General features: G+C 71.3%; 21 protein-coding genes. 14 read left to right on the forward strand and 7 right to left on the reverse strand.

Annotated elements, in window-relative coordinates; genetic code table 11:
* The first annotated feature begins 431 nt into the window (after positions 1–431).
* Both EIL87_RS10410 and EIL87_RS10415 read left to right on the forward strand, forming a co-directional pair.
* A complete protein-coding gene (locus tag EIL87_RS10410) occupies positions 432–1178 on the forward strand; it encodes a Fic family protein (RefSeq protein ID WP_125090031.1) in 747 nt (248 codons plus the stop codon).
* Positions 1175–2110, forward strand: coding sequence for a nucleoside hydrolase (locus EIL87_RS10415; protein WP_125090032.1), 936 nt, complete (start codon positions 1175–1177; stop codon positions 2108–2110). Before EIL87_RS10410 ends, EIL87_RS10415 begins: the two co-directional genes overlap by 4 nt.
* Before the next feature lie 37 nt (positions 2111–2147).
* Here EIL87_RS10415 and EIL87_RS10420 read toward each other — a convergent pair whose 3' ends face one another.
* Positions 2148–3059, reverse strand: coding sequence for an N-acetylmuramic acid 6-phosphate etherase (locus EIL87_RS10420; RefSeq protein WP_125090033.1), 912 nt, complete (start codon positions 3057–3059; stop codon positions 2148–2150).
* Positions 3060–3107: 48 nt separating this feature from the next.
* The gene (locus EIL87_RS10425) at positions 3108–4028 is read right to left on the reverse strand and encodes a MurR/RpiR family transcriptional regulator (RefSeq protein ID WP_125090034.1); all 921 of its coding nucleotides are present in this window, start codon (positions 4026–4028) and stop codon (positions 3108–3110) included.
* Positions 4029–4297: 269 nt separating this feature from the next.
* Between EIL87_RS10425 and EIL87_RS10430 the strand changes: the two genes are divergently transcribed.
* Positions 4298–5920, forward strand: coding sequence for a purine-cytosine permease family protein (locus EIL87_RS10430; RefSeq protein ID WP_125090035.1), 1623 nt, complete (start codon positions 4298–4300; stop codon positions 5918–5920).
* Between the two features lie 9 nt (positions 5921–5929).
* On the opposite strand, the gene EIL87_RS10435 is transcribed toward EIL87_RS10430, so the two are convergent.
* The 4 genes from EIL87_RS10435 to EIL87_RS10450 form a co-directional block, all read right to left on the reverse strand.
* Entirely contained in the window at positions 5930–7666 is a 1737-nt protein-coding gene (locus tag EIL87_RS10435) for a serine hydrolase domain-containing protein (RefSeq protein ID WP_125090036.1), read from the reverse strand.
* A 9-nt stretch (positions 7667–7675) separates the two neighbouring features.
* Positions 7676–8917, reverse strand: a complete 1242-nt coding sequence (locus EIL87_RS10440; protein ID WP_125090176.1) for an exo-beta-N-acetylmuramidase NamZ family protein — start codon at positions 8915–8917, stop codon at positions 7676–7678.
* Between the two features lie 14 nt (positions 8918–8931).
* The gene (locus tag EIL87_RS10445; protein ID WP_125090037.1) at positions 8932–10740 is read right to left on the reverse strand and encodes a glycoside hydrolase family 3 protein; all 1809 of its coding nucleotides are present in this window, start codon (positions 10738–10740) and stop codon (positions 8932–8934) included.
* 483 nt (positions 10741–11223) lie between these two features.
* Positions 11224–12084 carry an HAD-IB family hydrolase gene (locus EIL87_RS10450; RefSeq protein WP_125090038.1) on the reverse strand — a complete coding sequence of 287 codons (861 nt, stop codon included), beginning with the start codon at positions 12082–12084 and terminating at the stop codon, positions 11224–11226.
* Positions 12085–12687: 603 nt separating this feature from the next.
* Between EIL87_RS10450 and ssd the strand changes: the two genes are divergently transcribed.
* The 8 genes from ssd to EIL87_RS10490 all read left to right on the forward strand — a co-directional run bounded on the left by ssd (position 12688) and on the right by EIL87_RS10490 (position 18260).
* Positions 12688–13797 carry a septum site-determining protein Ssd gene (gene ssd / locus EIL87_RS10455; protein WP_125090039.1) on the forward strand — a complete coding sequence of 370 codons (1110 nt, stop codon included), beginning with the start codon at positions 12688–12690 and terminating at the stop codon, positions 13795–13797.
* Positions 13798–13886: 89 nt separating this feature from the next.
* Entirely contained in the window at positions 13887–15038 is a 1152-nt protein-coding gene (locus EIL87_RS10460) for a TadA family conjugal transfer-associated ATPase (RefSeq protein WP_199740362.1), read from the forward strand.
* Positions 15032–15805 carry a type II secretion system F family protein gene (locus EIL87_RS10465; RefSeq protein WP_233576164.1) on the forward strand — a complete coding sequence of 258 codons (774 nt, stop codon included), beginning with the start codon at positions 15032–15034 and terminating at the stop codon, positions 15803–15805. Before EIL87_RS10460 ends, EIL87_RS10465 begins: the two co-directional genes overlap by 7 nt.
* Positions 15802–16380, forward strand: a complete 579-nt coding sequence (locus tag EIL87_RS10470; protein WP_233576165.1) for a type II secretion system F family protein — start codon at positions 15802–15804, stop codon at positions 16378–16380. Before EIL87_RS10465 ends, EIL87_RS10470 begins: the two co-directional genes overlap by 4 nt.
* A 25-nt stretch (positions 16381–16405) precedes the next feature.
* Positions 16406–16597, forward strand: coding sequence for a DUF4244 domain-containing protein (locus EIL87_RS10475; protein WP_125090041.1), 192 nt, complete (start codon positions 16406–16408; stop codon positions 16595–16597).
* Positions 16594–16905, forward strand: a complete 312-nt coding sequence (locus tag EIL87_RS10480; protein ID WP_125090042.1) for a TadE family type IV pilus minor pilin — start codon at positions 16594–16596, stop codon at positions 16903–16905. Before EIL87_RS10475 ends, EIL87_RS10480 begins: the two co-directional genes overlap by 4 nt.
* On the forward strand, positions 16902–17246 hold the full coding sequence (locus EIL87_RS10485; protein WP_125090043.1) for an Rv3654c family TadE-like protein: 345 nt from the start codon (positions 16902–16904) through the stop codon (positions 17244–17246). The genes EIL87_RS10480 and EIL87_RS10485 overlap by 4 nt, the downstream gene beginning before the upstream one ends.
* Before the next feature lie 348 nt (positions 17247–17594).
* Complete coding sequence (locus tag EIL87_RS10490) at positions 17595–18260, forward strand: bifunctional DNA primase/polymerase (RefSeq protein ID WP_125090044.1); 666 nt, start codon at positions 17595–17597, stop codon at positions 18258–18260.
* Between the two features lie 102 nt (positions 18261–18362).
* Here the strand turns inward: EIL87_RS10490 and EIL87_RS10495 are convergent, their stop codons facing one another.
* Positions 18363–20729, reverse strand: coding sequence for a DEAD/DEAH box helicase (locus EIL87_RS10495; protein ID WP_233576166.1), 2367 nt, complete (start codon positions 20727–20729; stop codon positions 18363–18365).
* A gap of 644 nt (positions 20730–21373) precedes the next feature.
* On the opposite strand from EIL87_RS10495, the gene EIL87_RS10500 reads away from it, so the two are divergent.
* The 3 genes from EIL87_RS10500 to EIL87_RS10510 all read left to right on the forward strand — a co-directional run bounded on the left by EIL87_RS10500 (position 21374) and on the right by EIL87_RS10510 (position 25445).
* Complete coding sequence (locus EIL87_RS10500) at positions 21374–23680, forward strand: sodium-translocating pyrophosphatase (protein ID WP_199740364.1); 2307 nt, start codon at positions 21374–21376, stop codon at positions 23678–23680.
* A gap of 160 nt (positions 23681–23840) precedes the next feature.
* A complete protein-coding gene (locus EIL87_RS10505; RefSeq protein WP_125090047.1) occupies positions 23841–24467 on the forward strand; it encodes a hypothetical protein in 627 nt (208 codons plus the stop codon).
* Positions 24468–24860: 393 nt separating this feature from the next.
* A complete protein-coding gene (locus EIL87_RS10510; protein WP_125090048.1) occupies positions 24861–25445 on the forward strand; it encodes a hypothetical protein in 585 nt (194 codons plus the stop codon).
* Positions 25446–25751: the final 306 nt, after the last annotated feature.

Raw genomic sequence — 25751 nt, forward strand, 5'->3', positions numbered from 1 at the left:
GGCCTGCTCCGCCCAGAACGCCTCACGATCGGCCTCGGCCTGCTCGTACAGCGCCGACGTGGCGTTGGCCTGCGCCGCGAATTCCTCAGACGGCGGGAATGTCCTGCTTTCCGTCAGCAGGTTGTCGAGCGTGTTGCTCTGCCCGTCGGGCTGGCTCATTGCTCAGAACCTCCCTGGAGATGTGAATGCAGTGCTAGAAGAACCGTAGTGCGATCTCGCTCACTGCAACAGAGGTTTCGCTTTATTGGTTCAGACCAATCGGTCACATCGGACTTGATCAGCACTGCCACGTCCTAGGTCCGACGTCGGACCCGGAGCGTTGTGCTGCGCTGACGCTGGGTTCACCGGGTGCGATCCGATCGCCACTGTGGCACAACTCGCACGTGGGCCGCTCGTCGGGGCTCGCAGCGCAGGCCGGTAGCGTCTGGACCGTGAACGACACGCCATCGCTGGCACCGCTGCTGGAACTCGACGGAGTCGCCGACGCGGTGGCCGCTGCGCGCGCCGCCATCGACGAGGTGCACCGGCACCCGGCCAACCGGCGCGGCTGGCCGACCACCGCCGCCGAAGCCTCGGTGCGCGCGGCCCGCGCCTCGGCCGCAGTCGCCGGTGGTGCCACCGAAATCCCGGAGTCCGGCGAGGTCAGCGACCCGCTGCTGGCCGGTTCGCTGCGCGTCGCCGAAGCCATGGGCACCTTGCTGCCGACCTGGCAGCGCGCGCCCCGGCAGGCGCTGGCCCGGATGCACCTGCTCGCCGCCAGCGATCTCGTCGACGACCCCGAGCAGCTCGGCCGCCCGCAGGCCGACCCGGTGATCTCCGAGCGTCTGGACCTGCTCAGCGAGATCGTCATCGAGCCGAAGGCGCACGGCGCCGGCCCGGTGCTGGCGGCCGTGGTGCACGGCGAGCTGCTCGCGCTGACCCCGTTCGGCCAGGCCGACGGCGTCATCGCGCGTGCTGCCGCGAGGCTGGCCGTCATCGGCAGCGGACTGGACCCCAAGGGCCTGGTCGTGCCGGAGGTCGCCTACTTCCGCAGGCAGGAGGACTACACCGAGCGCGCCCTGGGCTTCGCCACCGGCGAGCCCGACGCGGTCGCCGCCTGGGTCGTCCACTGCTGCTCGGCGCTGGAGGCCGGTGCTCGCGAGGCGGCGTCGATCGCCGACGCCGTCCAGGAGGGATGACGGTGAAGAAGGTCCTCATCGACTGCGACCCCGGCATCGACGACGCCCTGGCGCTCGCGCTGGCCCAGGGTGATCCGCGGCTGGAGGTCGTGGGCATCACCGCGGTCGGCGGCAACGTCCCGCTGGAGTTCACCACCGAGAACGCGCTGCGGTTGCGCGACTTCTACGGCATGACCGCGCCGGTGGCGCGGGGTGCCGGCCGGCCCCTGGTGCGCGAGGGCATCGACGCCGGCAACGTGCACGGGGCGATGGGTCTGGGCGACGTCGTGCTGCCCGCGACCGCCACCGAGCTGGACCCCCGGCACGCGGTGGACCTCATCATCGAGACGCTGGCCGCCGCTCCTGGCGAGATCAGCCTGGTCGCGACGGGCCCGTTGACCAACATCGCGCTCGCAGTGCGCAAGGAACCGCGGATCGTGGACTGGGCCGCCGAGTTCGTGATCATGGGCGGCGCCTACACGCGCGGCAACCGGACCCCGGCCGCCGAGTTCAACGTCATGGCCGACCCGGAGGCCGCGGCCGTGGTGTTCGAGGCGGGCTGGACCACGGTCATGGTCGGGCTCGACCTCACCCACCAGGCCCGCGCGAACGCCGAGGTCCGCCGCCGGTTCGTAGGACTCGGCAGGCTCGAGTCGGAGCTGCTCACGCCGTGCCTCGACTTCTACGGGCGGTTCCCCACCTACCAGGAGCTCGGGCCCGCGATCCACGACGCGTGCGCGGTCGCGCACGTCATCGACCCGGGCCTGATGGACGCCGTCCCCGCTCGCGTGGACGTCGAGACGCAGGGGCGCTACACGTCCGGCATGACGGTCACCGACTTCTCGGCGCCGCCCGAGTTCCGCAACGCCCTGGTCCCGACCACCCTGGACCGGGAGCGCTTCTGGGACCTCATGACCGAAGCGTTCACCGTCATCGCCAAGTCGATGGCCTGACGCCGCCGACGCGGTTCCCGCGCCGGCGGCCTCGTGCTCAGGACTCCAGGGCGCGCAGCGCGTCGCGGACTTGGCCGTCGGCCACCGCGAGGGCGGCCGCGGACCGTTCGACGTCGGCGCCGGAGAGCAGGTGGACCAGGGCCGTCTTGAGGTCGTCGCCCGCCGCGGTCAGCGCCTCGGCGCACGCGCTCTCGGAGGCACCGGTGGCCTCCTGCAGGATGTTGATCGTGCGTCCGCGCAGCTTGGCGTTGGTCGCCAGCATGCTGACCATGAAGTTCGAGTACACCCGCCCCAACTTGATCATCACGGTCGTGGAGAACGCGGTGAGCACGAGCTTCTGCGCGGTGCCGGCCTTCATCCGGGTCGACCCGCTGATCGGCTCGGGGCCGGTGTCGGCCGCGATGACCACGTCGGCCGGGACCTCACCCGGGTTCGGGTTCGAGGTCAGCAGCGCGGTGGTCGCGCCCACCTCCTTCGCCGCGGCCAGGGCCGAGAGCACGTAGGGCGTCCGGCCGGACGCGGCTAGGCCGAGCACGAAGTCCTTGTCCGATCCCTGCGCGCGGATCTCGCGAGCGCCGGCGTCCTCGTCGTCCTCGGCGTTCTCCACCGCCTGCTGGTAGGCCTCGGGACCGCCCGCCTGGTGGGCGATGAACCAGTCCGGAGGGGCGTTGAAGGTCGGGATCAGCTCGGCGGCGTCGAGCACGGCCAGCCGGCCCGAGGTGCCGGCGCCGACGTAGTGCACCCGGCCACCGGAACGCAGCGCGGTCACCGCGAGGTCCACGGCCTCCGCCAGCTCCGGCAGCACGCGGCCGACCGCTTCGGGCACCGTGCGGTCTTCGCGGTTGAGCAGCTGCAGGATGTCCAGCGTCGGCAGCAGGTCGATGTCGCGGGTGTGGGGGTTGGTCTGCTCGGTCGGTGATGCGACGCGGATCGCGTGATCCCGGCTCAAATCATGCCTCCTGATTCGGTTGTTCGAGGCCGGCCTGGAGAGCGCGCATCACGCCTCTTTGTGCCGGCGCCGATCGGGGCGACTGCCGAGGCGATGTCCGGAGACCGCCTCGCGCGTCGCTTCCAGCGCCGTTCTGGTCTGCTCCAGGTGCCGCTGCGCGACACCGATGAACAAGCAGTCGATCACGGTCAGCTGTCCGATCCGGCTGGCCATGGCGCCGGACCGGTAGGTCGTTTCGCGGACCGCGGTGGTCAGCACGTGGTCGGTGATCTCGGTGATCGGCGAGCGCGCGAAGTTGGTGATCGCGCCCGTCGTGGCGCCGTGCCGCTTGGCCTCGCGCAGCGCCTCGACGGTCTCGGTGGTGGCGCCGGTGTGCGAGATGCCGATCGCGACGTCGCCGGGTTGCAGCACGGCGGCGGAGGTCAGCGCGTTGTGGGTGTCCGACCAGGCGAAGCTGACCAGCCCGATGCGGTGCAGCTTCTGCTGCAGGTCCAGGGCGACGAAGGCGCTGGCGCCGACCCCGTAGACGTCGATGCGCCGGGCGCCGGACACGGCGTCCACCAGCGCGTTCAGCGAAGTCGGGTCGAGCTGGCCGGCGGTTTCCTCGACGGCCTTGGAATCCGCGTAACCGACCTTGGAGATGATCTGCCCGATGCTGTCGTCCGGGCGGATGTCACCGCCCAGCTCCCGGTCGCGGGTGGACGTGCGCGCGGTGTCGGCGGCCAGGGCGATGCGCAGGTCGGGGTACCCGCCGACGCCGATGGCCTTGCAGAACCGGGTCACGGTCGTCTCGCTGGTCCCGGCGGCCTCGGCGACTTCGGTGATGCTGCGGCGCGAGATCGAGGCCGGGTCGGCGAGCACGATGTTGGCCACGCGCTGCTCGGCCCGAGCGAGTCCGGGCAGCAGCGAGCGAATCTTCACGAGGGGGCTTCCCTCGCTCGATTCAGTGGAGATCTCTGAAGTGGCCATGTGGGAAACTTACTAACTGGTTCTCGTGCAGGTCAACACATCTCTTCAAGGTCCGTCGGGTAGACGGGTCGTGCCTGTGTCCAGGTTGCACGACTCGTCGGATGTTCGGTGGGGACCAACGACCCGAACGTCGAGATCGACATCTACACCTCCTCGGCGCGTGCCCGCCGCGCGACGCCGTCATCTGGCTGGAACGCGCCTCGCAACTGCCCGAAACATCTCGCGCGGACACTGCCGGACGCACGCGCGTTCGACAGAGGAGGGACGGGATGGTCGTCGACCCACCGCGCGAGGGCACTTCGCGCGACCAAGCCGTGCGGGAAACTCTGGAGGACTACACCCTGCGGTTCGCCCCGCGCAGCTACCGCCGTTGGAAACCCGGCGTGGTGGCCACGACCGCGCTGGGCGGCATCGCCTACCTCGCCGACTTCTCCATCGGTGCCGGCATCGGCCTGAGCTACGGCACGGTCAACGCCCTGCTGGGGATCCTGCTCGCGGCGGTGATCATCTTCGCGACCGGTGCGCCGCTGGCCTACTACGGCGCCCGCTACAACATCGACCTCGACCTGATCACGCGCGGCGCCGGGTTCGGCTACTACGGCTCGGTGCTGACCAGCGTCATCTTCGGCAGCTTCACGTTCATCTTCTTCGCCACCGAGGGCGCGATCATGGCGCAGGGCCTGCACGTCGGGTTCGGGGTGCCGCTGTGGCTGGGATACCTGATCACGACGCTGGTGGTGGTCCCGCTCGTCGTCCACGGCATGAAGACGCTCAGCGCGCTGCAGGTGTGGACGACCCCGCTGTGGCTGCTGCTCATGGTCGGCCCGATCGGCTACCTGGTGGTCGTCGACCCGGTCTCGGTGAGCCGCTGGCTGGCCTTCACCGGCGAGGCGGGCGGGGGCGTCAGCGCCGCATCGGTGGTGCTCGGCGCGGGCGTGGCGCTGTCCCTGATGGCGCAGATCGGCGAGCAGATCGACTACCTGCGGTTCATGCCGCCGCGCACGGCGGCCAACAAGCGCTCGTGGTGGCTGTCGACGCTGGTGGCAGGCCCGGGCTGGGTCGTGTTCGGCGCGGTCAAGCAGGCCACCGGGGCGTTCCTCGCGTTCTTCATCATGGGCGCGGCCGGAGCCGCGGCGACCGAACCGGTGCAGCAGTTCACGGGCATCTACGAGCTGTTCGCGCCCTGGTGGCTCGCGGTCCCGCTCGCCGTGGTGCTGGTGGTGCTCAGCCAGGTCAAGATCAACGTCACCAACGCCTACTCCGGCTCGCTGACCTGGACGAACTCGTTCACGCGGGTCACCAAGCGCTACCCGGGCCGGATCACTTTCGTGCTGGCCAACCTCGCGGTCGCGCTCGTGCTGATGGAGGCGAACATGTTCGCCTTCCTCAACTCCGTGCTGAGCTTCTACGCCAACTGCGCGATCGCCTGGGTGTGCACGGTGGCCGCCGACATCGTGATCAACAAGTTCGTGCTGCGGCGGTCGCCGGTGGAGCCCGAGTTCCGCCGCGGCATGCTGCACGCGGTGAACCCGGTGGGCGTGACGGCCTTCCTGGCCTCGGCGATCCTCTCGATCGCGATGTACTTCGGAACCTTCGGCGACGCCGTCCAGCCCTTCTCACCGATCGCGGCCGTGCTCATCGCGGTGGTCCTGACGCCGGTGATGGCCGTCGTGACCCGCGGCCGGTACTACCTGCGCCGCACCGACGACGGCATCGCCGAGCCCCGCTTCGACGCCGACGGCACCCCGGCCGCGACCGCGCACACCTGCGACTACTGCCTGCAGGACTTCGAGCGGCCGGACGTGCTGGCCAGCGCCGAACCGGGGAAGGTCATCTGCTCGCTGTGCGTGAGCACCGACCGGACCGGGGAGCTGGTGCTCCCGGCCACGTAGATGAGGTGCTCACCGCGGGGCCGGGGCCCACCCCTGCAGCTGCAGCCGGCCGGAGTCGCGCTCGGAGTCCAGCAGCGTGCGGTGGTCGTCGCTGGCCTTGAGGCCGTCGACGTTCACGCCCCGGCCCTCGTACTGGTCGTCGACGGCGTACCGCCAGCGCAGCTGGACCCTGTCGCCCGGCCCGGACGGCACCTGGCCGCTGACCTTCCACCAGGACCGGTGCCCGTACCCCGCCAGCGCCTGCTGCGGTCCCTCCGGCGCGCCGGGGCCGGACGCCGTCAGCGGCACCGGGCGCCAGTTGACCCCGTCGGTGCTGGACTCGACGACGAGCGAGTCGGCGCCGTCGGCGTCCCGCTGGGTGTCCACGAACGCGTTGAAGGACACCTCCAGCGGCCCCTCGGGCGGACCCAGCGGCTCGGTGGTCAGCGTCGCGTTCCGGGGTGCGTGGAACGAGTCCCGTCCCTGGCGCGGGAACACCGCCAGGGCGCGGGCCAGGCCCTGCGCGAGCTCCTGGCGGGCGCGGTTGTTGGACCCCCACTCCCGCGACGGGTGCACCCGGTTGGTCAGCAGCACCGCCAGCGACCGCGAGGCCGGGTCGATGACCAGCGACGTCCCGGTGTAGCCGGTGTGCCCGGCGGTGCGCGGAGCGCTGAGCCCGGCCATGTACCAGCGCTGGTCGAGCTCGAAGCCGAGACCGTGCGCGTTGCCCGGGAACTCGGTGTTGTAGTCGGTGAGCATCTTCTCGACGGCGCGCTCGGACAGGATGCGGGTGCCGCCGTAGGCGCCACCGTTGAGCAGCGCTTGGCCGAGCGTCGCGAGGTCGTCGGCGGTGGAGAACACCCCGGCCTGACCGGCGACGCCGCCCAGCGCCCAGGCGTTCTCGTCGTGCACCTGGCCGCGCACCATGCCGCGCGGCGGGTCGGACTGGAACTCGGTCGCCGCGATGCGGTGCAGCTTCGACGCCGGCGGGTTGTAGCCGGTGTCGGTCATGCCGAGCGGTTCGGTGATCCACTGCTGGACCACCTGGTCCAGCGGGTGCCCGGTGACCCGCTCGACCAGCAGGCCGAGGGTGATCATGTTCGGGTCGGAGTACTCGTAGTGCGTGCCCGGCGGGTGCTCGGGGGTCAGCGCCATGATCGACGGAACGCGCTGCTCCGGCGGCAGCTTCCACAGCTTGACCTCGGCCTGCAGCCCGGAGGTGTGGGTGAGCAGCTGCTCGACGGTGATGTCCTGCTTCCCGTTGGTGCCGAATTCGGGCAGGTGCTCGGCGACCGGGTCGTCCAGCGAGATCGTGCCGTCGTCGACGAGCTGCAGCGCGGTGATCGAGGTGAACAGCTTGCTGATCGAGGCGACGTCGAAGATCGTGTCGGTCCGCATCGGCTCCCGGTCCTGCGGGGGCAGCTCGGTGCCCTGGCCGTCGGCGTAGCGCAGCTGCTCACCGGCAGCGGTGCGGCTGACGACCACGCCGTCGTGCGCGAGCAGACCCACGGCCCCGGCGTACATCGGGTGCTCCAGGTCCGGGGTCTTCTCGGTCCACGCCGCCAGCTTCCGCCAGGCGTCGTCGATCGGTTCCGGGTCGAGCCCGATCCCGGAGGGCGTGCCGTCCTGCAGCAGCGTCTCGGCGGGAGCGAACCCGTCCTGCGGGCGGTCGAAGTGGCCCGCAGCGCGTCCCGTGGCCGCTGCGGACGACCCGGTCAGCGCGGTGAGCGACAGCAGCGCCACGGCCGCCAGAACGGTCTTGCCCATGAGCCCCCCTCAGCGGTACAGCAGGTACGGATCGCGTTGCCGGCGGAAGTCGACGACGTCCTGCCGCCAGGATTCGGTGATCTCGCCGACGTCGGCACCTGCGTCCACCATGCCGCGCAGCTCGTCGGAGCCGGACAGCTTGTCGACCATCCCATCGTCGCGCCAGCCGAACAGCTGAGGGTAGAGCCGCCGGGCTGTGACCAACATCGCAACCGCGACCTGGATCGGGTCGAGATCACCCGTGCGGTGGAGCTGCACGCCACCGCAGGTCTGCTGGGCGTGCTTGGAGAAGGTCGGGACGAAGTAGGTCTCGCGGAACCGGACGCCCTCCAGCGAGAGCCCGTTGAGCTCCTCGGCCCACTTCCAGTCCACGCCGGGAGCCCCGATGATCTCGAACGGTCGGGTCGTGCCGCGCCCCTCGGACCAGGTGGTGCCTTCGAACAGTCCCGTGCCCGGGTACACCGCGGCCGTGTCGGGGGTGGGCATGTTGGGGCTGGGCGGAACCCACGGCAGACCGGTGTCGGCGGTGCGCCCCTCCCAGTCCTCCACCCGGATGACGGTGAGCTCGGGCAGCGGGGCGGGCAGGTGCACGCGGTCGAACATCCGGGCCAGCTCGCCCACGGTCATGCCGTGCTGCTGCACGATCGGCAGCTCGCCGACGCCGGAGGCGAACCGCGGGTCCAGCGTCGGCCCGGAGACCAGCGGCCCCACCGGGTTGGGCCGGTCCAGCACCACGAACCCCAGGCCGAGCTGCTGCGCGGCCTGCATGGCCTTGTACATCGTCCAGATGTAGGTGTAGAAGCGCGCGCCGACGTCGGCGATGTCGAAGACGACCTGCTCGACGCCGGCCTTGCGGAACAGCTCGGCGAGCTTGCCCTCGTCGACGCCGTAGGCGTCGTAGACCGGCACGCCGGTGCGCGGGTCGCGGTAGTCGCCCTCGGAACCGCCTGCCTGCGACGTACCCCGGAACCCGTGCTCGGGGCCGAAGACCGCCGCGATGTCCAGCCCGCCGCGCGCGTGCATCACGTCCACCAGGTGGTCGAGGCTGGAGAGCACGCCGGTCGGGTTGGTGACGATGCCGAGCCTGCGCCCGGCGAGGTCGGAGAAGCCCCGCCCGGCCAGCACGTCCGCGCCGGTGCGCACCTTCCCGGGCGCGAGCTGCGCCGGCTTGGCCGCGCAGGCCGCGCTGGAAGCCACGCCGACCGCCGAGGCCGTCAGCGCCGAGGCGGTCAGGAAGCGCCGCCTGCCCATTCCGCTCATGTGGTTCACCAGGTCAGTCCGAATCCGAAGGGGTACCTGTCGCTTCCAGGCCTACCAGGTTCGGGGACCGCGACGGGCAGCTTCCCAGCAGGCGCGTTCTCGCCGAAGAGGACCTTGGCGACCGACTCCATGGCGACCGGCTTGTCCGAGTAGCTGGCGATCCAGGCCGGGACGTCGACGTAGGCCGCGTCGTAGGGGTCGCGGGTGGCCACGGCGACCACCGGCTTGCCGGTCTGCTGCAGGGCGCGCACCAGGTCGAGCTGACCGGCGTTGTCCTGGTTCCACGCGGCGCTGGTGAGCACCACGGCGACGTCGTGCGACTTCGCCTGCGCGACGGCCTGGTCGATCTGCTCCTGCGTCGGCTGCAGCCCGGTGGCCAGTGCCGAGCTCTGCGCGCCGCGCGCTCGCACCGAGTCCGACAGCGCCGCGGTGCCCTTCTCGGTCGCGCCGGTGACGAAGACCCGGCCCGGCGACTTCAGCGGCAGCGCTGCGTCGTTGCGCAGCAACGTCGTGGTGCGGTCGGTGATCTGCTGGGCCTCGGCCCGGTGCTGCCGGTTGCCGACGACCGAGTCGACAGCGGAGACGTCGACGAACGGGTTGGCCAGCACACCGCGGGACTCCTTGAGCTTGAGCACGCGCGACACGCTCTCGTCGATGCGCTGCTCGGTGAGCCGCCCGTCGCGGACCGCGGCGATCACGCCGTCGATGGCGACCTGCAGGTTCTGCGGCATCAACATCACGTCCGCGCCGGCCTGCAGCGCCAGGACCGGGATCTCGGCGTCGGGGTGCTGCTGGCGGACGCCCTCCATCTGCAGCGAGTCGGTGAACACCACGCCCTGGTAGCCGAGCTCCTGGCGCAGCATCCCGGTCAGCACGTTCGGCGCCAGCGTCGCGGGCTCACCGGAGTCGTCGAGCTTGGGGACGACGATGTGCGCGCTCATCACCGAATCCACGTCGGCGGCGATGGCCTCCTTGAACGGGGGTGCGTCCAGCTGCTCCCACTGCTCGCGGTCGTGCTCGATGACGGGCAACGCGGTGTGGCTGTCGGTGTTGGTGTCGCCGTGGCCGGGGAAGTGCTTGACCGAGGCCGACACGCCCTCGCCCGCGGGCTGGGCGTCCTCGTACCCGCGCACCTGGGCGGCGGTGAACTCGGCGGCCAGTGCCGGGTCGGAGGCGAACGAACGCACGCCGATCACCGGGTTCGCGGGGTTGACGTTGACGTCACCGCTCGGCGCGAAGTTCATGTTCAGTCCCATGGCCCGCAGTTCGGTGCCGGTGATGGCCGCCGACCGCTCGGCGTCCTGCGGGTTGCGCCCGGCACCGAGCGCCATGTTGCCGGGCAGCTGGGTGGCCGGCTCGGTGATCCGCGTGACCTGCCCCTGCTCCTGGTCGGTGGAGATCAGCAGCGGTACCCGGGCCCCGGACCCGGTGGCGGCGCTTTGCAACCCGTTGGACAGCTCGGCGATCTGCTTCGGCTCGTAGAGGCTGTTCGACCAGGTGAAGTGGATGATCCCGCCGAGGTGGTACTTCTCCACGACCTGCGCCGGGGTGTCGACGCCGAACTCCTCCCGGTTCACGGGATCCGGCGTGTCGGCGGTGCGGCCGTAGGCGTAGGTGACGAACAGCTGCCCGACCTTCTCCTCGAGCGTCATCTCCCGCAGCAGTTCGTCCGCGCTCCGGGCGCGGGATTCCCAGGCGCTTCCGGTGGTGGTCAGCGCGGTGGCGCCGACGGCCAGTGCGCTCAACGCGATGAAGGCACGTCGAGTTCGGGTCCGCAATGCCACGTCGGCCTCCCACCGAGAACTGTTCACCATGAACGTGTTGGAACTAGCAAATTACTCACCGTCACTGTGGAGGTCAACGTTCATGATCGGTGCGTGCGGCCGCGTTTTCCAAGGTGGTTGCGCAGGAAGGGTGATGCGCTGCTGTTCCCCCGCGCACCAGCGGAAGGGAGGGTTCCGGGACTGCACCGGGGTTCGCGCGCAAAAGAGCGGCGCCCGTTGGTCGGGCGCCGCCCCCTCGCGCGAGCACTTGGGTTACCAAGCGTGCTGTTCGTCGTAACTTTCGGGCTAGGCGTCCGGCGTCCCGGTACGCAACCCTGTGCACGACAGCCTTATCTGCGGCGACGCGTGGGTTCTCCAAGTCTCGCGCGCGGAGCCTGAGTCGGGGTGGACGCTACTTCTCCTCCGTAACGTCCCTGGCCAACCAGGGTCCGCACCTCCCTTTGTAGACCGTGATGCCCCTCACTGCAAGGGTTCTTCAGGGCGAACCACAGCCCTGGTCACCAGCGGATTCGTTCACCGACGGCGACGCCATGCGCGGAGGCCCCACCAGGTGGCGCCGGCGGCGGCCACCGCCCCGATCCCGACGCCCGCGGCGGTGACGGCCGCGCGTGACGGGGTGGGGATCCGGGCGCGCAGCGAGACAGGGTGCTCGAAGGTCAGCGTCGGCCAGCCGCGCTGCACCGCTTCCTTGCGCAGCCCGCGGTCCGGGTTGATGACGGTGGGGTGGCCGACGGCTTCGAGCAGCGGCATGTCGCTCAGCGAGTCCGTGTAGGCGTACGACTCGCTGAGGTCGAAGTCGTGCTTCTCGGCCAGCTCCCGCGCGGCGACCGCCTTGTTCTCCCCGGAGCAGTAGAAGTCCACCTCACCGGTGTAGCGACCTTCGGAGACGACCATGCGGGTCCCGAACCAGTGGTCGGCGCCGAGGAGCTTGGCGATGGGCGCGACGACTTCCTGCCCGGACGCCGACAGCACGACGATCTCGTGGCCCTGGTCCTGGTGGTCGGCGATGAGCTGGGTCGCCTCCTTGTAGACGAGCGGGTCGACGATGTCGTGGAGGGTTTCCTCGACGATGGCGTTGACCTGCTCGACGTCCCAGCCGGTGCACAGCGAGGTGATGTGGGCGCGCATCCGGTCCATCTGGTCCGCGTCGGCGCCGGCGAGCATGAAGACGAACTGCGCGTAGGCGCTCTTGAGCACCGCACGGCGGTTGATCAGCCCTTCCTGGAAGAACGGACGGCTGAAGGCGAGCGTGCTCGACTTGGCGATGATCGTCTTGTCCAGGTCGAAGAACGCGGCCACGCGGCGTCCGGAAGCGGCGGCGGGGTTCGCGGGCTCAGTCACGTCGACAGCATACGAGCCGTTCGCCTGCAGCATTCCCAGGCCGAAACCTCCCGGGTGTCCCCGGCCGGCGAGGCGGCCCGCACGATGACGTTCCGAACGAAAGCGATCTTTCACGCACCGTGCGGCGCCAGGAACGTTGCTCGCCGTCGGGATGGGTTTATTGCCACGAATGAATGGATTTCGCCAGGTATCGGGCACTGAGAGCAAAGGCGTTCCCTCAAATGGACGGGAGGCATTGCAGGGGATCTGCGAGATAGAGTGGTGGGAGTCCGGCATGACCGGACCAGTTCAGCTCGACCCCCCGGAGCTGAACTACGACGACCCCCGCCCCTCCCCCCTGGCGGGGGTCGTCCCGCATCCAGCTCCCACCTGCGCGAAGTGCGTGCCCGCGCAACAGTTTCCGGGCCAACGAGAAGTGAATTCGCCGGTTCCGGTGCGACCTCGCGTAACCCTTTCGGGTCGGCGGAGTTGTCCACAGCGAAGGGGTTCCTCCACAGATTTCAGAAATCGCTTGGAGATCGGCCCGGCACCCGGTCATTTTGGACGACGAGCGGCCATTCGCGGCACAACGCTCCTTCTTCCGGCCGACCCGGAAGTGGTTTTTCCTCCGAAAAGTCCTGATCCCGGGGAGCCGACATGTTCGCCGCCCAACCGCCCACCCCCGAAAACGCGCACCCGTTGCTGGTGGTGCGCGATGCCGAACTCGCGGAGGAGGTCACCCGCCTCGCGGCCGCCTCGGGCAGCGAGCTCGAGCGCGCGCCACGGCTGCTGCCGACGGCGTGGCGCACGGCGCCGCTGGTGCTGCTCGACGAGCCCACCGCGGTGACCTGCGCCGACCGGGCCTTGCCACGCAGGCGCGGTGTCGCGCTGGTGTGCCGGGCGACCGACGAGAGCGTGTGGCGGACGGCTTTCGGCATCGGGGCCGAGCGGGTGCTGACCCTGCCCGCGGACGAACCCGAGCTGATCGAGCTGCTCGCCGACGCCGTCGACGCGCCGGTGGGTGAGGGGCGCGTGCTGGCGGTCCTCGGCGGCTGCGGAGGCGCGGGTGCGTCGGCGCTGGCCACTGCGGCATCCGTCGTCGCCGCCCGTTCCGGCGGCCGATCGCTGCTGGTCGATTGCGATCCGCTCGGTGGCGGCCTGGACCTCGCGCTCGGGTTGGAGCGCGAGGAGGGGCTGCGCTGGTCCGGGCTGTCGGTCGGCGCCGGTCGGCTCGGGTCCGCGACGTTGCGCCGAGCCCTGCCGAAGAAGCGCGTGGGGCCGGGTGAGCTCGCCGTCCTGGCCTGCGACCGCGACCGGCCTCCGAGCGGCCTGACGCCCGAAGGCGTGCGCGCGGTGCTCGGTGCGGGGCGCAGGTCGGGCGCGACGGTGGTTTGCGACCTGCCGCGCAGTCCGAGTTCGGCCGATGGCCCGGTCCTCGGTGACGCCGAGCTGGCGGTCGTCGTGGTGCCCGCAGAAGTGCGCGCCTGCGCGGCGGCGGCGCGGGTCGTCTCCGCGGTGACCGAACGTGCCGGATGCCCGGTCCGGCTGGTGGTGCGTGGCCCGTCCCCGGGCGGTCTGAGACCGCGTGACGTGGCGCGCGCTGCCGGTGCGCCGGTGCTCGCCACGATGCGACCACAGCCGCGCTTGGCCGCCGCCGTCGACCGCGGCGACCTCGTCTCCGCGGCGCACCGGCGCAGTCCGCTCGCGACCGCGGCCGACGCCGCGCTCACCGAACTCGCCGCCGTGGAGTCGCCGACCAGGCGCTGACATCCGCACACCCCGAAGGCCGATCCGCGCTCGATCGGCCATGCCGTCCTGCCGTTCTGCGGCCGGAGGAAGGAAGGCTCGTCATGACCGTGGACGGAGAACTGCTGGCCCGTGTGCGGAACCGGTTGGTGGGCAACGGTTCCGCGCTGCACCCCGCCGCCGTCGCTGATGCCGTCCGCGCCGAGTCCGACGGCCTGGTGGCCGACGCCGACGTGCTCTCCGCACTGCGCCTCGTGCAGCAGGAGTGCTCCGGCGCGGGCGTGCTGGAACCTCTGCTGGACGACCCGGAGACCTGCGACGTGCTGGTCACCGCACCCGAAGAGGTCTGGGTCGACCGCGGCGACGGCCTGCGCCGGGCGCGGGTGCGCTTCCCCGACGAGGACTCGGTGCGCCGGCTCGGGCAACGCCTCGCGATGTCCACGGGGCGGCGGCTCGACGACGCCCAACCGTGGGTCGACGCCTGGCTGCCGCAACGCGGCGCACGCGCGGTCCGCCTGCACGCCGTGCTGCCCCCGGTCGCCGGCGACGGGACCTGCATCTCACTGCGCGTGCTGCGGCCCGCCGCCCACGACCTCGCCGCGCTGCACCGGGCCGGGACCTTCGACGACCGGATGTGCGCCGTGCTGCGGGAGATCGTGACGCGCAGGCTCGCCTTCCTGATCACCGGCGGCACCGGCAGCGGCAAGACGACGCTGCTGGCGGCGATGCTCGGCGAGGTCCCCGACCGCGAGCGCATCATCTGCGTCGAGGAGGCCGCCGAGCTGCGGCCCCGGCACCCGCACGTGGTGCGTCTGCTGACCCGGCCACCGAACGTCGAGGGTGCGGGCGAGATCGGCGTGCGCGACCTGGTGCGGCAGGCGCTGCGGATGCGACCGGACCGGCTCGTCGTCGGCGAGGTGCGCGGCGCCGAGGTGCGCGAGCTGCTCGCCGCGCTCAACACCGGGCACGACGGAGGTGGCGGCACGCTGCACGCCAACTCGCCGCGCGAAGTCCCGGCTCGGGTGGAGGCGCTGGCCGCGCTCGGCGGCCTCTCGCGCGAGGCCCTGCACAGTCAGCTCGCCGCAGCGGTCCAGGTCGTGCTGCAGGTGCGGCGCCGACGTCTCGCGGCGATCGGCGTGCTGCACCGATCGGGAGAGCAGGTGAGCGTTCGCCCCGCCTGGGACGCCGACGAGGGGTGGGGAGTCGGGCGGACCGAGCTCGCGGAGCTGCTGGAGGCCCGGGGAGGTGCGTTGCCGTGCTGATCACCAGCGCCCTGCTCGCGGCCGCCGGGCTGGTCTGCTGGCCGATCGCCACCAACCGCCACCGGCTCCCCGGAGCTGTGCGTGCACCACTCGGGCTGCCGAGCCCGACACGCCTGCTGCCGCTGGCGGCGGGACTCGCCGGATGGGTTCTCGCAGGTCCGGCAGGCCTGTGCGCGGCGATGGCGTTGACCCTCCTGGCGGGGCGGTACCTCCGCGAACGTCGGACCGAGCAGCGGGAACTCGCGCTGGACGAGGAGTTCGCCGACGCGCTGCGGCTGCTCGTGACGCAGCTGCGGGCCGGAGCACATCCCGCCGCCGCGGCCGAAGGGGCCGCGGCGGACGCCGGCCCCGGCGTGTCGGGGATCTTCCGGGACCTGGCGGCAACCGCGCGGCTCGGCGGCGACGTCAGCGCGCTCACCGGACGACCACGGGCCCAGGTGGACCGGTTGGTCCGGGCTTGGGAGCTGGCCGAGCGGCACGGTGTCGCACTCGCGGAACTGCTGGACTCGTTGCGCCACGACGTCGAGCGACGGACGGCGTTCCGCCGGTCGGTCGCAGCGAAGATGGCCGGTCCCCGCGCCACCGCCGGCGTGCTCGCCGTGCTCCCGGCACTGGGCCTGACCTTCGGTCAGGCCGCCGGGGCAGCACCGCTCGCCGCCTTCGGCAGCGGTGCGGCCGGTCAGCTGCTGCTGCTCCTCGGCGTCGCGCTGCTGACCACAGGCGTCCTGTGGAGCTCCCGGTTGACGCGATCGGTGGTGCGCTGGTGAGCCAGGTGTTCGCCCTGCTCTCGGCGGCTGCGGCGGTGCTGCTGCTCCCGGTGCCCACCACCCGGTACCGGCTGCACCGGCCCCGACCACGCGCGCTCCGGAGGACCCGCCCGCTGCGGGAGGAGCGAGCCGACCCGCTGGTGCTCGCCGCCGGGTGGGACCTGCTGGCCGTGGGGATGCGGGCCGGCCTGCCGGTTCCGGTGATCGTGCGGGCGGTGGCCGTCGAAGTGGGCGGCACCGCGCGGCGAACGCTCGACGGGGTCGCCCAGCACCTCGCGCTCGGCTCGGACGCGGCCACCGCGTGGGAACCGGCGTTGCGCGATCCCGACACCGCCGAACTCGCTCGTGCGGCCCGGAGAACCGCGCGCACCGGCAGCGCGCTCGCCGACGTGGCGGCCGAACTCGCCGAACGGTCCCGTTCGCGCAGCTCGGAGCTGGCCGAGGCGCGAGCCCAGCGCTGTGCCGTGTGGATCTCGGCTCCGCTCGGGCTGTGCTTCCTGCCGGCGTTCCTGTGCTTGGGAGTGGTCCCGGTCGTGCTCGGCATGCTCGACCGGCTCCCGATCGATCCATTGTAGACGGATGATGATGAGGAGGAGGAAGATGCGGAACCTGATCCGGCGGCTGGTGGGCGCCCTGGCCGGGGACGACGGCATGTCCACGGCGGAGTACGCGGTCGGCACGCTCGCCGCGGTGGCGTTCGCGACCACCTTGTACGCGGTGGTGACGAGCGGATCGGTCGAGACGGCGCTGACCGAGCTCGTCCAGCGCGGACTGCAGGGAGCCGGCACGTGAACGACCGCGGGTCGGTGACCGTCGAGGCGGCGCTGGGAGTCTGCTCTCTGGTCGCGGTCTTCGGGCTGCTGCTGGCCGGTGCCGCGGCCGTGCTGGGGCAGCTGCGCTGCCAGGACGCGGCGGTCGAGGCCGCCCGTCTGCTCGCCCGCGGTGATGCGCCACGGGCCGAGCGGGCGGTGCGCATGATCGCGCCGGTCGGTGCGCGCTACGACCACGTGCTCCGCGGTGACCAGGTCGAAGTCCAGGTGAGCACGGGTTGGCTGCGCGCCGGGGCCGTGGCCGTCCTCGAACCCGGGGAGGTCCGGTGAACGACCGGGGCTCGGCGTCGGTGCTCGCCGCGGTGTTGACGCTCGTCGTGCTGGTCCTGCTGTGGTGGCTGATCCAGCTCGGTGCGGTCACCACAGCCCGGCACCGCGCCGAGGGTGCCGCCGACCTCGCCGCGCTGGCCGCCGCCGCGCACGCGATCGGTGGCCCCGAAGGCGCCTGCGCGCACGCCGAACGGGTGGCGAAGGGGATGCGGAGCCGGTTGACCGGCTGCGCGCTGACCGGTCGGGAGGTCCGCGTCGAGGTCGTCGCCGAGCTGCCGGGACCGCTGGTCGGCGGGGAACCGCCCAGCGCACGGGCTCGCGCCGGGCCCGCGGCCGGGTGAGCCGCGCGTATCACACCGGGTGTACGACGAACGGTCGGTGAACGGTCCGGGTCGCGGAGGAGCGGTCGACGGACCGTCACCTGGACGGACCCGGGCAGGTCGCGATCTTTCAGCGCGTGTGTTCGCCCTTTCACGTTCGTCGCCGCCGAACGACCGGTCGTCGCAACGGGGCTGTACGCCCCCGTGCCCGATGCCGTTTCTTGGGATGTGTGAGCGGCGAGCCCAGGTTCGCCACGAACCGGGGTCCACCTGACAAGGAGGTCAGGGGATCGGTCGGAACCCCGAAATCCGACCGGTCGACCCCAGGGCGCACGAGACCGCTCACCGCTGAACAAGGAGGCGGAGCACATGCAATGGTCTGCGGAGAGGTGGCAGAGCGCCTTCCGCGGCGTCCCGGCCCACCCGGCCGGGCTGACCAGCAGCCGGATCGACCTGCGCGTGCAGGCGATCGACCTAGCGTCGCGTGGTTGGTCGGTGTTGCCCGGAACCTTCCCCCGAGGTGGTGAGTGGGTCGGCCCTCGCGGCACCGAGCCGCACGGCCCGACCCCGGCCCACGCCGACTGGCAGGAGCGACTGGGCGCCGACCTCGCCGAGGTCATGGCCTGGTGGGACGAGCACCCGTACAACCTGCTCCTGGCCACCGGCCACCAGGTCGACGCGATCGAGGTCGACACCGCCACCGGAAGGCAGGCCGCGAAGGTGCTGCGTGCCGGAGGGTTCCCGGTGCCGATCGTGGCGACCCCGAGCGGCAGCTGGTTCTTCCTGATGGCCCCTGGTGGCCGGCTCAACGGCGAGCTGGCCGAAGACCGCGGGATCCGCTTGCACGGCAAGGGGAGCTGGGTTCCGCTGCCGCCGTCGGCCTACCCCGGCGGGGCGGTGCACTGGAGGGTCAAGCCCGAGGTGTGCGCCTGGCAGCTGCCCAGCCCGGAGTTCGTCCAGGACGCGCTCCGGACTGCGCTGGAGATCGAACACCAACCGGAGAACGTGGCGGAACTTCTCGCAGCGAGCAGGTGACACCTGCACGGCCGTGATGCACCGAACAGTCCGGTTTCCGCGCCCAGGGCACCCCGTCCCGACCGGCACGACTTCCCGCGAGCACGCAGCCCCGAACTGTGCTCATCGTGCCTGGTCGGGCAGCCCACCCGGACTGCCGGTGCTGCCCCGAAGCACGGCCGACACCGCGTCGAGAACAGCCACCGCCCCCGCCTTGTCCAGCGGTTCGTTGCCATTCCCGCACTTGGGCGACTGAACGCAGGACGGGCATCCGGCCGGGCAGTCGCAGGAAGCGATCGCTTCCCGCGTCGCGGCCAACCACGGGACCAATGCGGCAAAACCGCGATCGGCGAATCCGGCCCCTCCCGGATGGCCGTCGTGCACGAACACCGTTGCCTCCCCGGTGTCCGCGTGCAGAGCGGTTGAGACCCCGCCGATGTCCCAACGGTCACAGGTCGCGAACAGCGGTAGCAGGCCGATCGCCGCGTGCTCGGCGGCATGCAGCGCGCCGGGGATGCGCGCCGGTTCCAGCCCGGCGCCCCCCGGCGCGCTGCCCATCAACAGCTCCTGGCTCACCGTGTACCAGACCGCGCGGGTCCGCAGCGTCTGCGCGGGCAGGTCCAGCGGGACCTGGTCCAGCACCTCGCCGGTGGGTCGTTTCCGCAGGTAACCGATGACCTGTGAGGTCACCTCGACCTCGCCCAGGTGGACCGTGACCCCGGCTCCGGTGTCCCTGCTGGAGAGGGTGCGCAGCACCGAGATGTCCACGTCGTTGCGCGGTGTGGTCGTCCAGTCCGGGCTCTCCTCGTGCACCAGCGCGATCGCCGTGTCCAGGTCGAGCTCGTCGACCACGAACGACTCGCCCCGGTGCAGGTACACGGCCCCCGGGTGCACCGTGGAGCACGCCGATTCCGGGTCGACCGTGCCGAGCATGCGCCCGGACTCACCTTCCACGACGGCGATGGGCGGACCGCCCGCACCGCGCAGCTCCACCGTGCGGTGCGGTCGTTCCCGCTCGGTCCAGAACCAGCCGTGCGGACGACGCCGCAGCACGCCGTCGGCGGTCAGCGCCTCCACCGCGTGGCGCGCCGCTTCGCCGCCGAAGATCTCGAAGGACTCCTCGGTCAGCGGCAGCTCGGCGGCCGCGCAGGCCAGGTGCGGTTCGAGCACGTAGGGGTTGGCGGGGTCGAGCACGGTCGCCTCGACCGGCCGGGACAGCACGGCGGGCGGGTGGTGCACCAGGTAGGTGTCCAGCGGGTCGTCGCGTGCCACGAACACCACCAGCGCGCCGTCCCCGTCGCGCCCGGCGCGGCCGGCCTGCTGCCAGAACGACGCCAGCGTGCCCGGGTACCCGGCGACGACCACGGCGTCGAGCCCGGAGATGTCCACCCCCAGCTCCAGCGCGTTGGTGGTGGCCACTGCGCGCAGTTCCCCGTTCATCAGCGAGCGTTCCAGCTCGCGGCGGTCCTCCGGCAGGTATCCGCCGCGGTAGGCGGCGACCTGGCGGGACAGTGAGGAATCCACTTCGGACAGAGAGCGTTGCGCGGCCAGCGCGGCGAGTTCGACGCCGCGCCGGGAGCGGATGAACGCGAGCGTGCGGGCGTCCTCCACCACCAGCTCGGTCATGATCCGCGCCGCCTCGGAGCCGGCGTTGCGGCGCACCGGGGCACCGTTCTCGCCGATCAGGTCGTCCAGCAGCGGTGGTTCCCAGAGCGCGACCGTGCGCGCACCGCGAGGCGAGCCGTCCTCGGTGACCGCGCGGCAGCGCACCCCGGTCAGCCGCTCGGCGAGCTCACCCGGGTCCGAGACGGTCGCCGAGGCCAGCACGAACACCGGGTCCGAGCCGTAGCGGTTCGCGATCCGGCGGAGCCGGCGCAGCAACAGCGCGACGTGCGAGCCGAACACGCCGCGGTAGGTGTGGCACTCGTCGATCACGACGTGCGTCAGCCGCCGGAAGAACTGCGCCCAGCGCCCGTGCGAGGGCAGCACGCCGAAGTGCAGCATGTCCGGGTTGGTGAAGACCCACCGGCCGTGCTGGCGGACCCAGTCCCGCTCGGCCTGCGGGGTGTCGCCGTCGTAGCTCGCCGCGCGGACGCCCTGGAGGTCCAGCTCGGAGATGCTCCGCAGCTGGTCGGCGGCCAGCGCCTTGGTGGGCGAGAGGTACAGCGCGGTGGCCTTGGGGTCGCTGAGCAGCCGCGAGAGCACCGGCAGCTGGTAGACCAGCGACTTGCCGGACGCGGTGCCGGTGGCGACGACGACGTTCTCGCCGTCGTGCACGGCCTCTGCACCCTCGACCTGGTGGATCCACGGTTCGTCCGCCCCGCGCGACCGCAACGCCTCGACGAGTTCGGGCGGTGCCCACTTCGGCCAGTCGGCGGTCTGGGCGGGCCGGGCCGGCCGGTGCTCGACGTGCGTCACGGGCGACTCGTCGGCCGGGATCCCGGCGAGGACTCGGCCGAGCAGCTGGCGTCCCCTGTCCTGCTCGCGCACGGCTTCAGCCTTGCACAGACCTGATCCGCAGCCGCACGGGTGTTCCCCTCCGCGAGTCAGCACGCGCACCCCGCGCCTCACCCGCCTCGTCGTTACCGCAGCGAACGACATGTCGCGCGACCTCCGCTCAGGGCCCGGGGCGTGGACGTGGGCAGTGCGGGGCGGTCGCAGGTGGTGGCGCCTCGCCTCGCTGCCTGGGCGCCTCAGGGCATCGCCCCATCGGGGCAACCTCGGAGGGTGTTCCGCGAGGCGGAGGAGTCCTTGCCGATCAAGGGGCGACACGCCATACCTCACGTCACCCGTTCGGTCCAAATTGAAATATGTCCGATCAGGGGATCAAGGTGCCCTCTGAATCGATCATTTTGTAACAGATGTGCACGTCGCTACGAGTTGCGTATCACACCGTGAGGTAAGCCACTCGGGGTCTGAATAGACTCCCGAGCCACGACGTCGCCACGGACGGCCAGCGAACGACCACGGGCCGTACCGGGCGGGGCCGCCTACCGCGCATCGGGGCCCGGTTTTGAGCGTGCGGGGCCGCCGGTGTGAGAACCGAGCACAACCCAGGAGGACGGATGTCCCTGCTCACCCCGGTCCAGCACGGCTGGGCCCAGGGCGCTGCACCACCGAGCTCGCAATCCCGGATGGACCTCGCCCAACAAGCCACCGGTATTGAGCTCGCAGGCATCGACTACGCAGTCGTCGGTGCCGTCATGGTCATCGCTTTGGCCGCACTGGCCTTCGGCTACGTCCTGATCAAGGAGGTGCTCGCCGCAGGGCAGGGCACCGCGAAGATGCAGGACATCGCACAGGGCGTGCAGGAAGGTGCGTCGGCCTACCTGAACCGGCAGTTCCGGACCTTGGCGATCTTCGCGGTCGTGGTGTTCCTCGTGCTGTTCGCACTGCCTGCCGAGACCGTCGGCGAGCGCATCGGCCGGTCGATCTTCTTCCTGTTCGGCGCCGCCTTCTCGGCCGTAATCGGCTACCTCGGCATGTGGCTGTCCACCCGCGCGAACGTGCGCGTGGCCGCCGCCGCCCGCGAGCCCGGCCAGGGCCGGGAGAAGGCGATGCGCGTGGCGTTCCGCACCGGTGGTGTGGTCGGCATGATGACCGTCGGCCTCGGCCTGTTCGGTGCCGCGCTGGTCGTCCTGGTCTACGCGGGCGGAGCCCCGCGGGTGCTGGAGGGCTTCGGCTTCGGAGCCGCGCTGCTGGCGATGTTCATGCGTGTCGGTGGCGGCATCTTCACCAAGGCCGCCGACGTGGGTGCCGACCTCGTCGGCAAGGTCGAGCAGAACATCCCCGAGGACGACCCGCGCAACGCCGCCACCATCGCCGACAACGTCGGCGACAACGTGGGTGACTGCGCCGGCATGGCGGCTGACCTGTTCGAGTCCTACGCGGTGACCCTGGTCGCCTCGCTGATCCTGGGCACCGCCGCCTTCGGCGCGCACGGCCTGCTGTTCCCGCTGATCGTGCCGGCCATCGGTGTGCTCACCGCGGTCATCGGCGTCTACATCACCAAGGCCCGCTCCGGTGAGAGCGCGCTGACCGCGATCAACCGGTCGTTCTACATCTCCGCCGTGATCTCGGCGGTGCTGTGCGCGATCGCCGCGACGCTGTACCTGCCGAGCACCTTCGCCGAGCTCTCCGGTGTGTCGGAAGAGGTCCGGGCCACCCCGGGCAGCCCGGCGCTGGTCGCGCTGCTGGCCGTGGTCATCGGCATCCTGCTCGCGGTGGTCATCCTCAAGCTGACCGGGTACTTCACCGCCACCGAGCACCGCCCGGTCAAGGACGTCGGCCAGTCGTCGCTGACCGGCGCGGCCACGGTGATCCTGACCGGTCTGTCGGTCGGGTTCGAGTCAGCCGTCTACACCGCGGCGATCATCGCCGCGGCCGTGTTCGGCGCGTTCCTGCTGTCCGGTTCGCTGCCGGTGGCGCTGTTCGCGATCGCGCTCGCCGGCTGCGGTCTGCTGACCACCGTCGGCGTCATCGTCGCCATGGACACCTTCGGCCCGGTCAGCGACAACGCGCAGGGCATCGCGGAGATGTCCGGTGACGTCGAAGGTGAGGGCGCGAAGATCCTCACCGAGCTCGACGCGGTCGGCAACACCACCAAGGCGATCACCAAGGGCATCGCGATCGCCACGGCCGTGCTGGCGGCGACCGCGCTGTTCGGCTCCTACACCGACGCCATCGGTGCCGCATTGGCCGACGTGGCGAGCCAGCTGTCCGCGGCGGAGTTCTACGTCTACGCGCCGAACGTCCTGGTGGGCGTGGTCATCGGTGCTGCGGTGGTGTTCCTGTTCTCCGGGCTGGCGATCAACGCCGTGTCGCGCGCGGCCGGTGCCGTGGTCTACGAGGTGCGGCGCCAGTTCAAGGACAAGCCGGGGATCATGGACGGCTCCGAGCGCCCGGAGTACGGCCGGGTGGTCGACATCTGCACCCGCGACTCGCTGCGGGAGCTGGCCACGCCGGGTCTGCTGGCGGTGCTGGCGCCGATCGCGGTCGGGTTCGGGCTGGGCGTCGGTCCGCTGGCCGGCTACCTGGCCGGTGCCATCGCCACCGGCACCTTGATGGCCATCTTCCTGGCCAACTCGGGTGGCGCCTGGGACAACTCCAAGAAGCTGGTGGAGGACGGCTACCACGGCGGCAAGGGGTCCGTGGCGCACGAGGCCACCGTCATCGGTGACACCGTGGGTGACCCGTTCAAGGACACCGCCGGACCGGCGATCAACCCGCTGCTGAAGGTGATGAACCTGGTGTCGGTGCTGATCGCACCGGCCGTCGTCTACTTCACCGTCGGTGACGCCGCCAACCCGGTGGTGCGGATCGGCATCGCGGTGGTCGCGACCGCCGTGATCATCGGTGCCGTGGTGATCTCCAAGCGGCGCTCGACCGCGATCGCGGACGAGCCCGCTGAGGACAAGACGGTCAACGGCGCTCCCGCCTGATCGGCCTCGACGATGGGCGTCACCCGGTCCGGGTGGCGCCCATCGCTGTGCCCAGGGCCGTCGCCGCGGCCGGCGACCCCGCTTCGACCGGGAGGTGCGGTGGTGCGAGAGAGTCCGAGCGCACAGCGAGAGCTACTCCGATCGATGTGAGGAGTTCGTGATGAGGTTCCGTGCGACGTCCCTCGCGGCGCTCGCGGCCGTCCCCCTGGCCTTGAGCGCTTGCGGAACGGCACCGGCACCCGAACCGGCCCCGGCTCCGCCGCCAGCGGCGGGACCGGAGGGCATCGAGTGGGCAGGCCGCCTGTGCGGACTGGTGAACGACTTCTCCGCGTCGCAGAAGAACCTGCCCGCGGTGGACAAGGCCAACACCGAAGCGATGAAGAACTCGGTGGTCGCTCGGCTCGACACGGCGACCAAGACCGCTGACGGCACCGTCCGCGGGCTCCAGGAGTTGCCGCCGTCGCCGATCGAGGGCGGGGACCAGGTCAGCCAGGGAATCGCGGACGGCTTCGTGCAGATCCGGGACGTCCTGGAGGGCGCCCGGGCCAAGGCCGACCAGGTCGACCCGAACGACAAGCAGAAGTTCACCGAGGGCATGACGGCCCTCCAGGGCGAGCTCCAGAAAACATCCCAGGTCGACCTCAACAGCAAGTTCGGAGCGCTGGAGAAGAACCCGCAGCTGGCCGAGGCCGCCAAGAAGGCCCCGGGTTGCCAGCCGTTCTTCAACCCGGCCCCGGCCCAACCGGCCCCCGGTCAGCCGGCCCCGGCCCCGGCCCAGCCGGGCTGATCCTCCGACTGCAGCGAAAGAAGCCGAAGACCACCGCCGTCATCCACTCAGGTCACGGCGGTGGTCGGCGCGCGCTCGGCACCACTGGTGCCGTCGGGGTGCCGGATCCCGGGTGATCCGGCTCCCCGATCACCGGGGTCGCCCCACCACCCCTGGGGCCGCGGTGGGGCAAACGGTCCCCGGCGCCTCCGTGCTGCGGGACCTGGAGGTCCGTTGCCTGATCACCGGGGTTCTCCGGCGCCTGGTCGGCGCGGGTTCTTCCGGAACACCCGACCATCGAGGTTTCCAGCCCGCCCTGAGCAGGGTCGTGATCGTGTCCGCCTGGCGTCGGGCTTCAATCGATCGGGTTACGTTGGTGGATAATCTCGAACTGCTGTTCTAGCATCCGGGATCGTGGACCAGCTGTCCTTCTACTCGGCAGAGGCTCGGCGGGCGGACGTCGCCGACCTCGCGGGCATGCTGTGCGGACCCGGGCAGGCCGTCGGGTTCGGCCGCGGGACCGCGGCGCGGCTGTCGGTGGTCGTCGACGCCGAGTGGCGCGCCCGTTGCCTGCTCGCCGCGTGCGCCGAGCGAGGGGTGCAGGCCGAGCTCGGTCGCTCCGACGAGGGACGTCCGCTGGTCCGGACCGCCTTCCGCTCCGACCTCACCGGCCTGGCCGCGCACTGGCTGCGCGGGGCGGTGAAGTCGGTCCCGGCGGGTTTCGTCCCGGACGGCTGGGCCCTGCGGATCTGGGCGCTCACCTCCGGCACCGCCGACGCGAACGGCTACCGCTTCGGACTCGACCCGCACGCCCCCGCCACGCACGAGCCGCTCGCGGAAGCGCTCCGCGGCTGCGGCCTTCCGACCAAGAGCGTCGGGGCTCGAGCGGGCGGGCCGGCGCTGCGCGTGACCGGCCGACGGCGGCTCGCCAGGCTCGCTGAGCTGGTAGGACCGCTGCCCGATGGTGCGATCGAGGGAATGATTCCGCTCGTCTCCTGACCGGGTTGACGCACATCACGCCAGGTCACGGAATGGAACACCTGAGTAACCCGATACGTTCGTACAACAAGACGTCGACGAACATCGGCGTGTTATGTGCAACCCTGTGCCTTCCCGGTGCGGCACGGTCAACCGTGCAGCGCGCACACTCCAGGGGCACGTACGGATGGGCGCCGGGTGCAAGGGATGCTTCCGGAAGAAGAGAGCAGGTAAGCGTTGGCTGGGTCGACACGAACGAAGAAGGCCGGCGGTGGGGCCGGTCGGGTTTCGGGGTCTCCCAACGGGAACGGCTCCGGCACCCGGCGC

It is taken from the genome of Saccharopolyspora rhizosphaerae, from assembly GCF_003931915.1.
GTDB classification, from domain to species: Bacteria; Actinomycetota; Actinomycetes; order Mycobacteriales; family Pseudonocardiaceae; genus Saccharopolyspora; species Saccharopolyspora rhizosphaerae.

Coding starts and splice junctions, on each gene's coding strand:
- EIL87_RS10415 (WP_125090032.1), top strand. CDS start 1,175: ATGACGGTGAAGAAGGTCCTCATCGACTGCGACCCCGGCATCGACGAC.
- EIL87_RS10425 (WP_125090034.1), bottom strand. CDS start 4,028: ATGGCCACTTCAGAGATCTCCACTGAATCGAGCGAGGGAAGCCCCCTC.
- EIL87_RS10430 (WP_125090035.1), top strand. CDS start 4,298: ATGGTCGTCGACCCACCGCGCGAGGGCACTTCGCGCGACCAAGCCGTG.
- EIL87_RS10435 (WP_125090036.1), bottom strand. CDS start 7,666: ATGGGCAAGACCGTTCTGGCGGCCGTGGCGCTGCTGTCGCTCACCGCG.
- EIL87_RS10440 (WP_125090176.1), bottom strand. CDS start 8,917: ATGGGCAGGCGGCGCTTCCTGACCGCCTCGGCGCTGACGGCCTCGGCG.
- EIL87_RS10445 (WP_125090037.1), bottom strand. CDS start 10,740: ATGGTGAACAGTTCTCGGTGGGAGGCCGACGTGGCATTGCGGACCCGA.
- EIL87_RS10450 (WP_125090038.1), bottom strand. CDS start 12,084: ATGCTGCAGGCGAACGGCTCGTATGCTGTCGACGTGACTGAGCCCGCG.
- ssd (WP_125090039.1), top strand. CDS start 12,688: ATGTTCGCCGCCCAACCGCCCACCCCCGAAAACGCGCACCCGTTGCTG.
- EIL87_RS10475 (WP_125090041.1), top strand. CDS start 16,406: ATGCGGAACCTGATCCGGCGGCTGGTGGGCGCCCTGGCCGGGGACGAC.
- EIL87_RS10490 (WP_125090044.1), top strand. CDS start 17,595: ATGCAATGGTCTGCGGAGAGGTGGCAGAGCGCCTTCCGCGGCGTCCCG.
- EIL87_RS10500 (WP_199740364.1), top strand. CDS start 21,374: ATGGACCTCGCCCAACAAGCCACCGGTATTGAGCTCGCAGGCATCGAC.
- EIL87_RS10505 (WP_125090047.1), top strand. CDS start 23,841: ATGAGGTTCCGTGCGACGTCCCTCGCGGCGCTCGCGGCCGTCCCCCTG.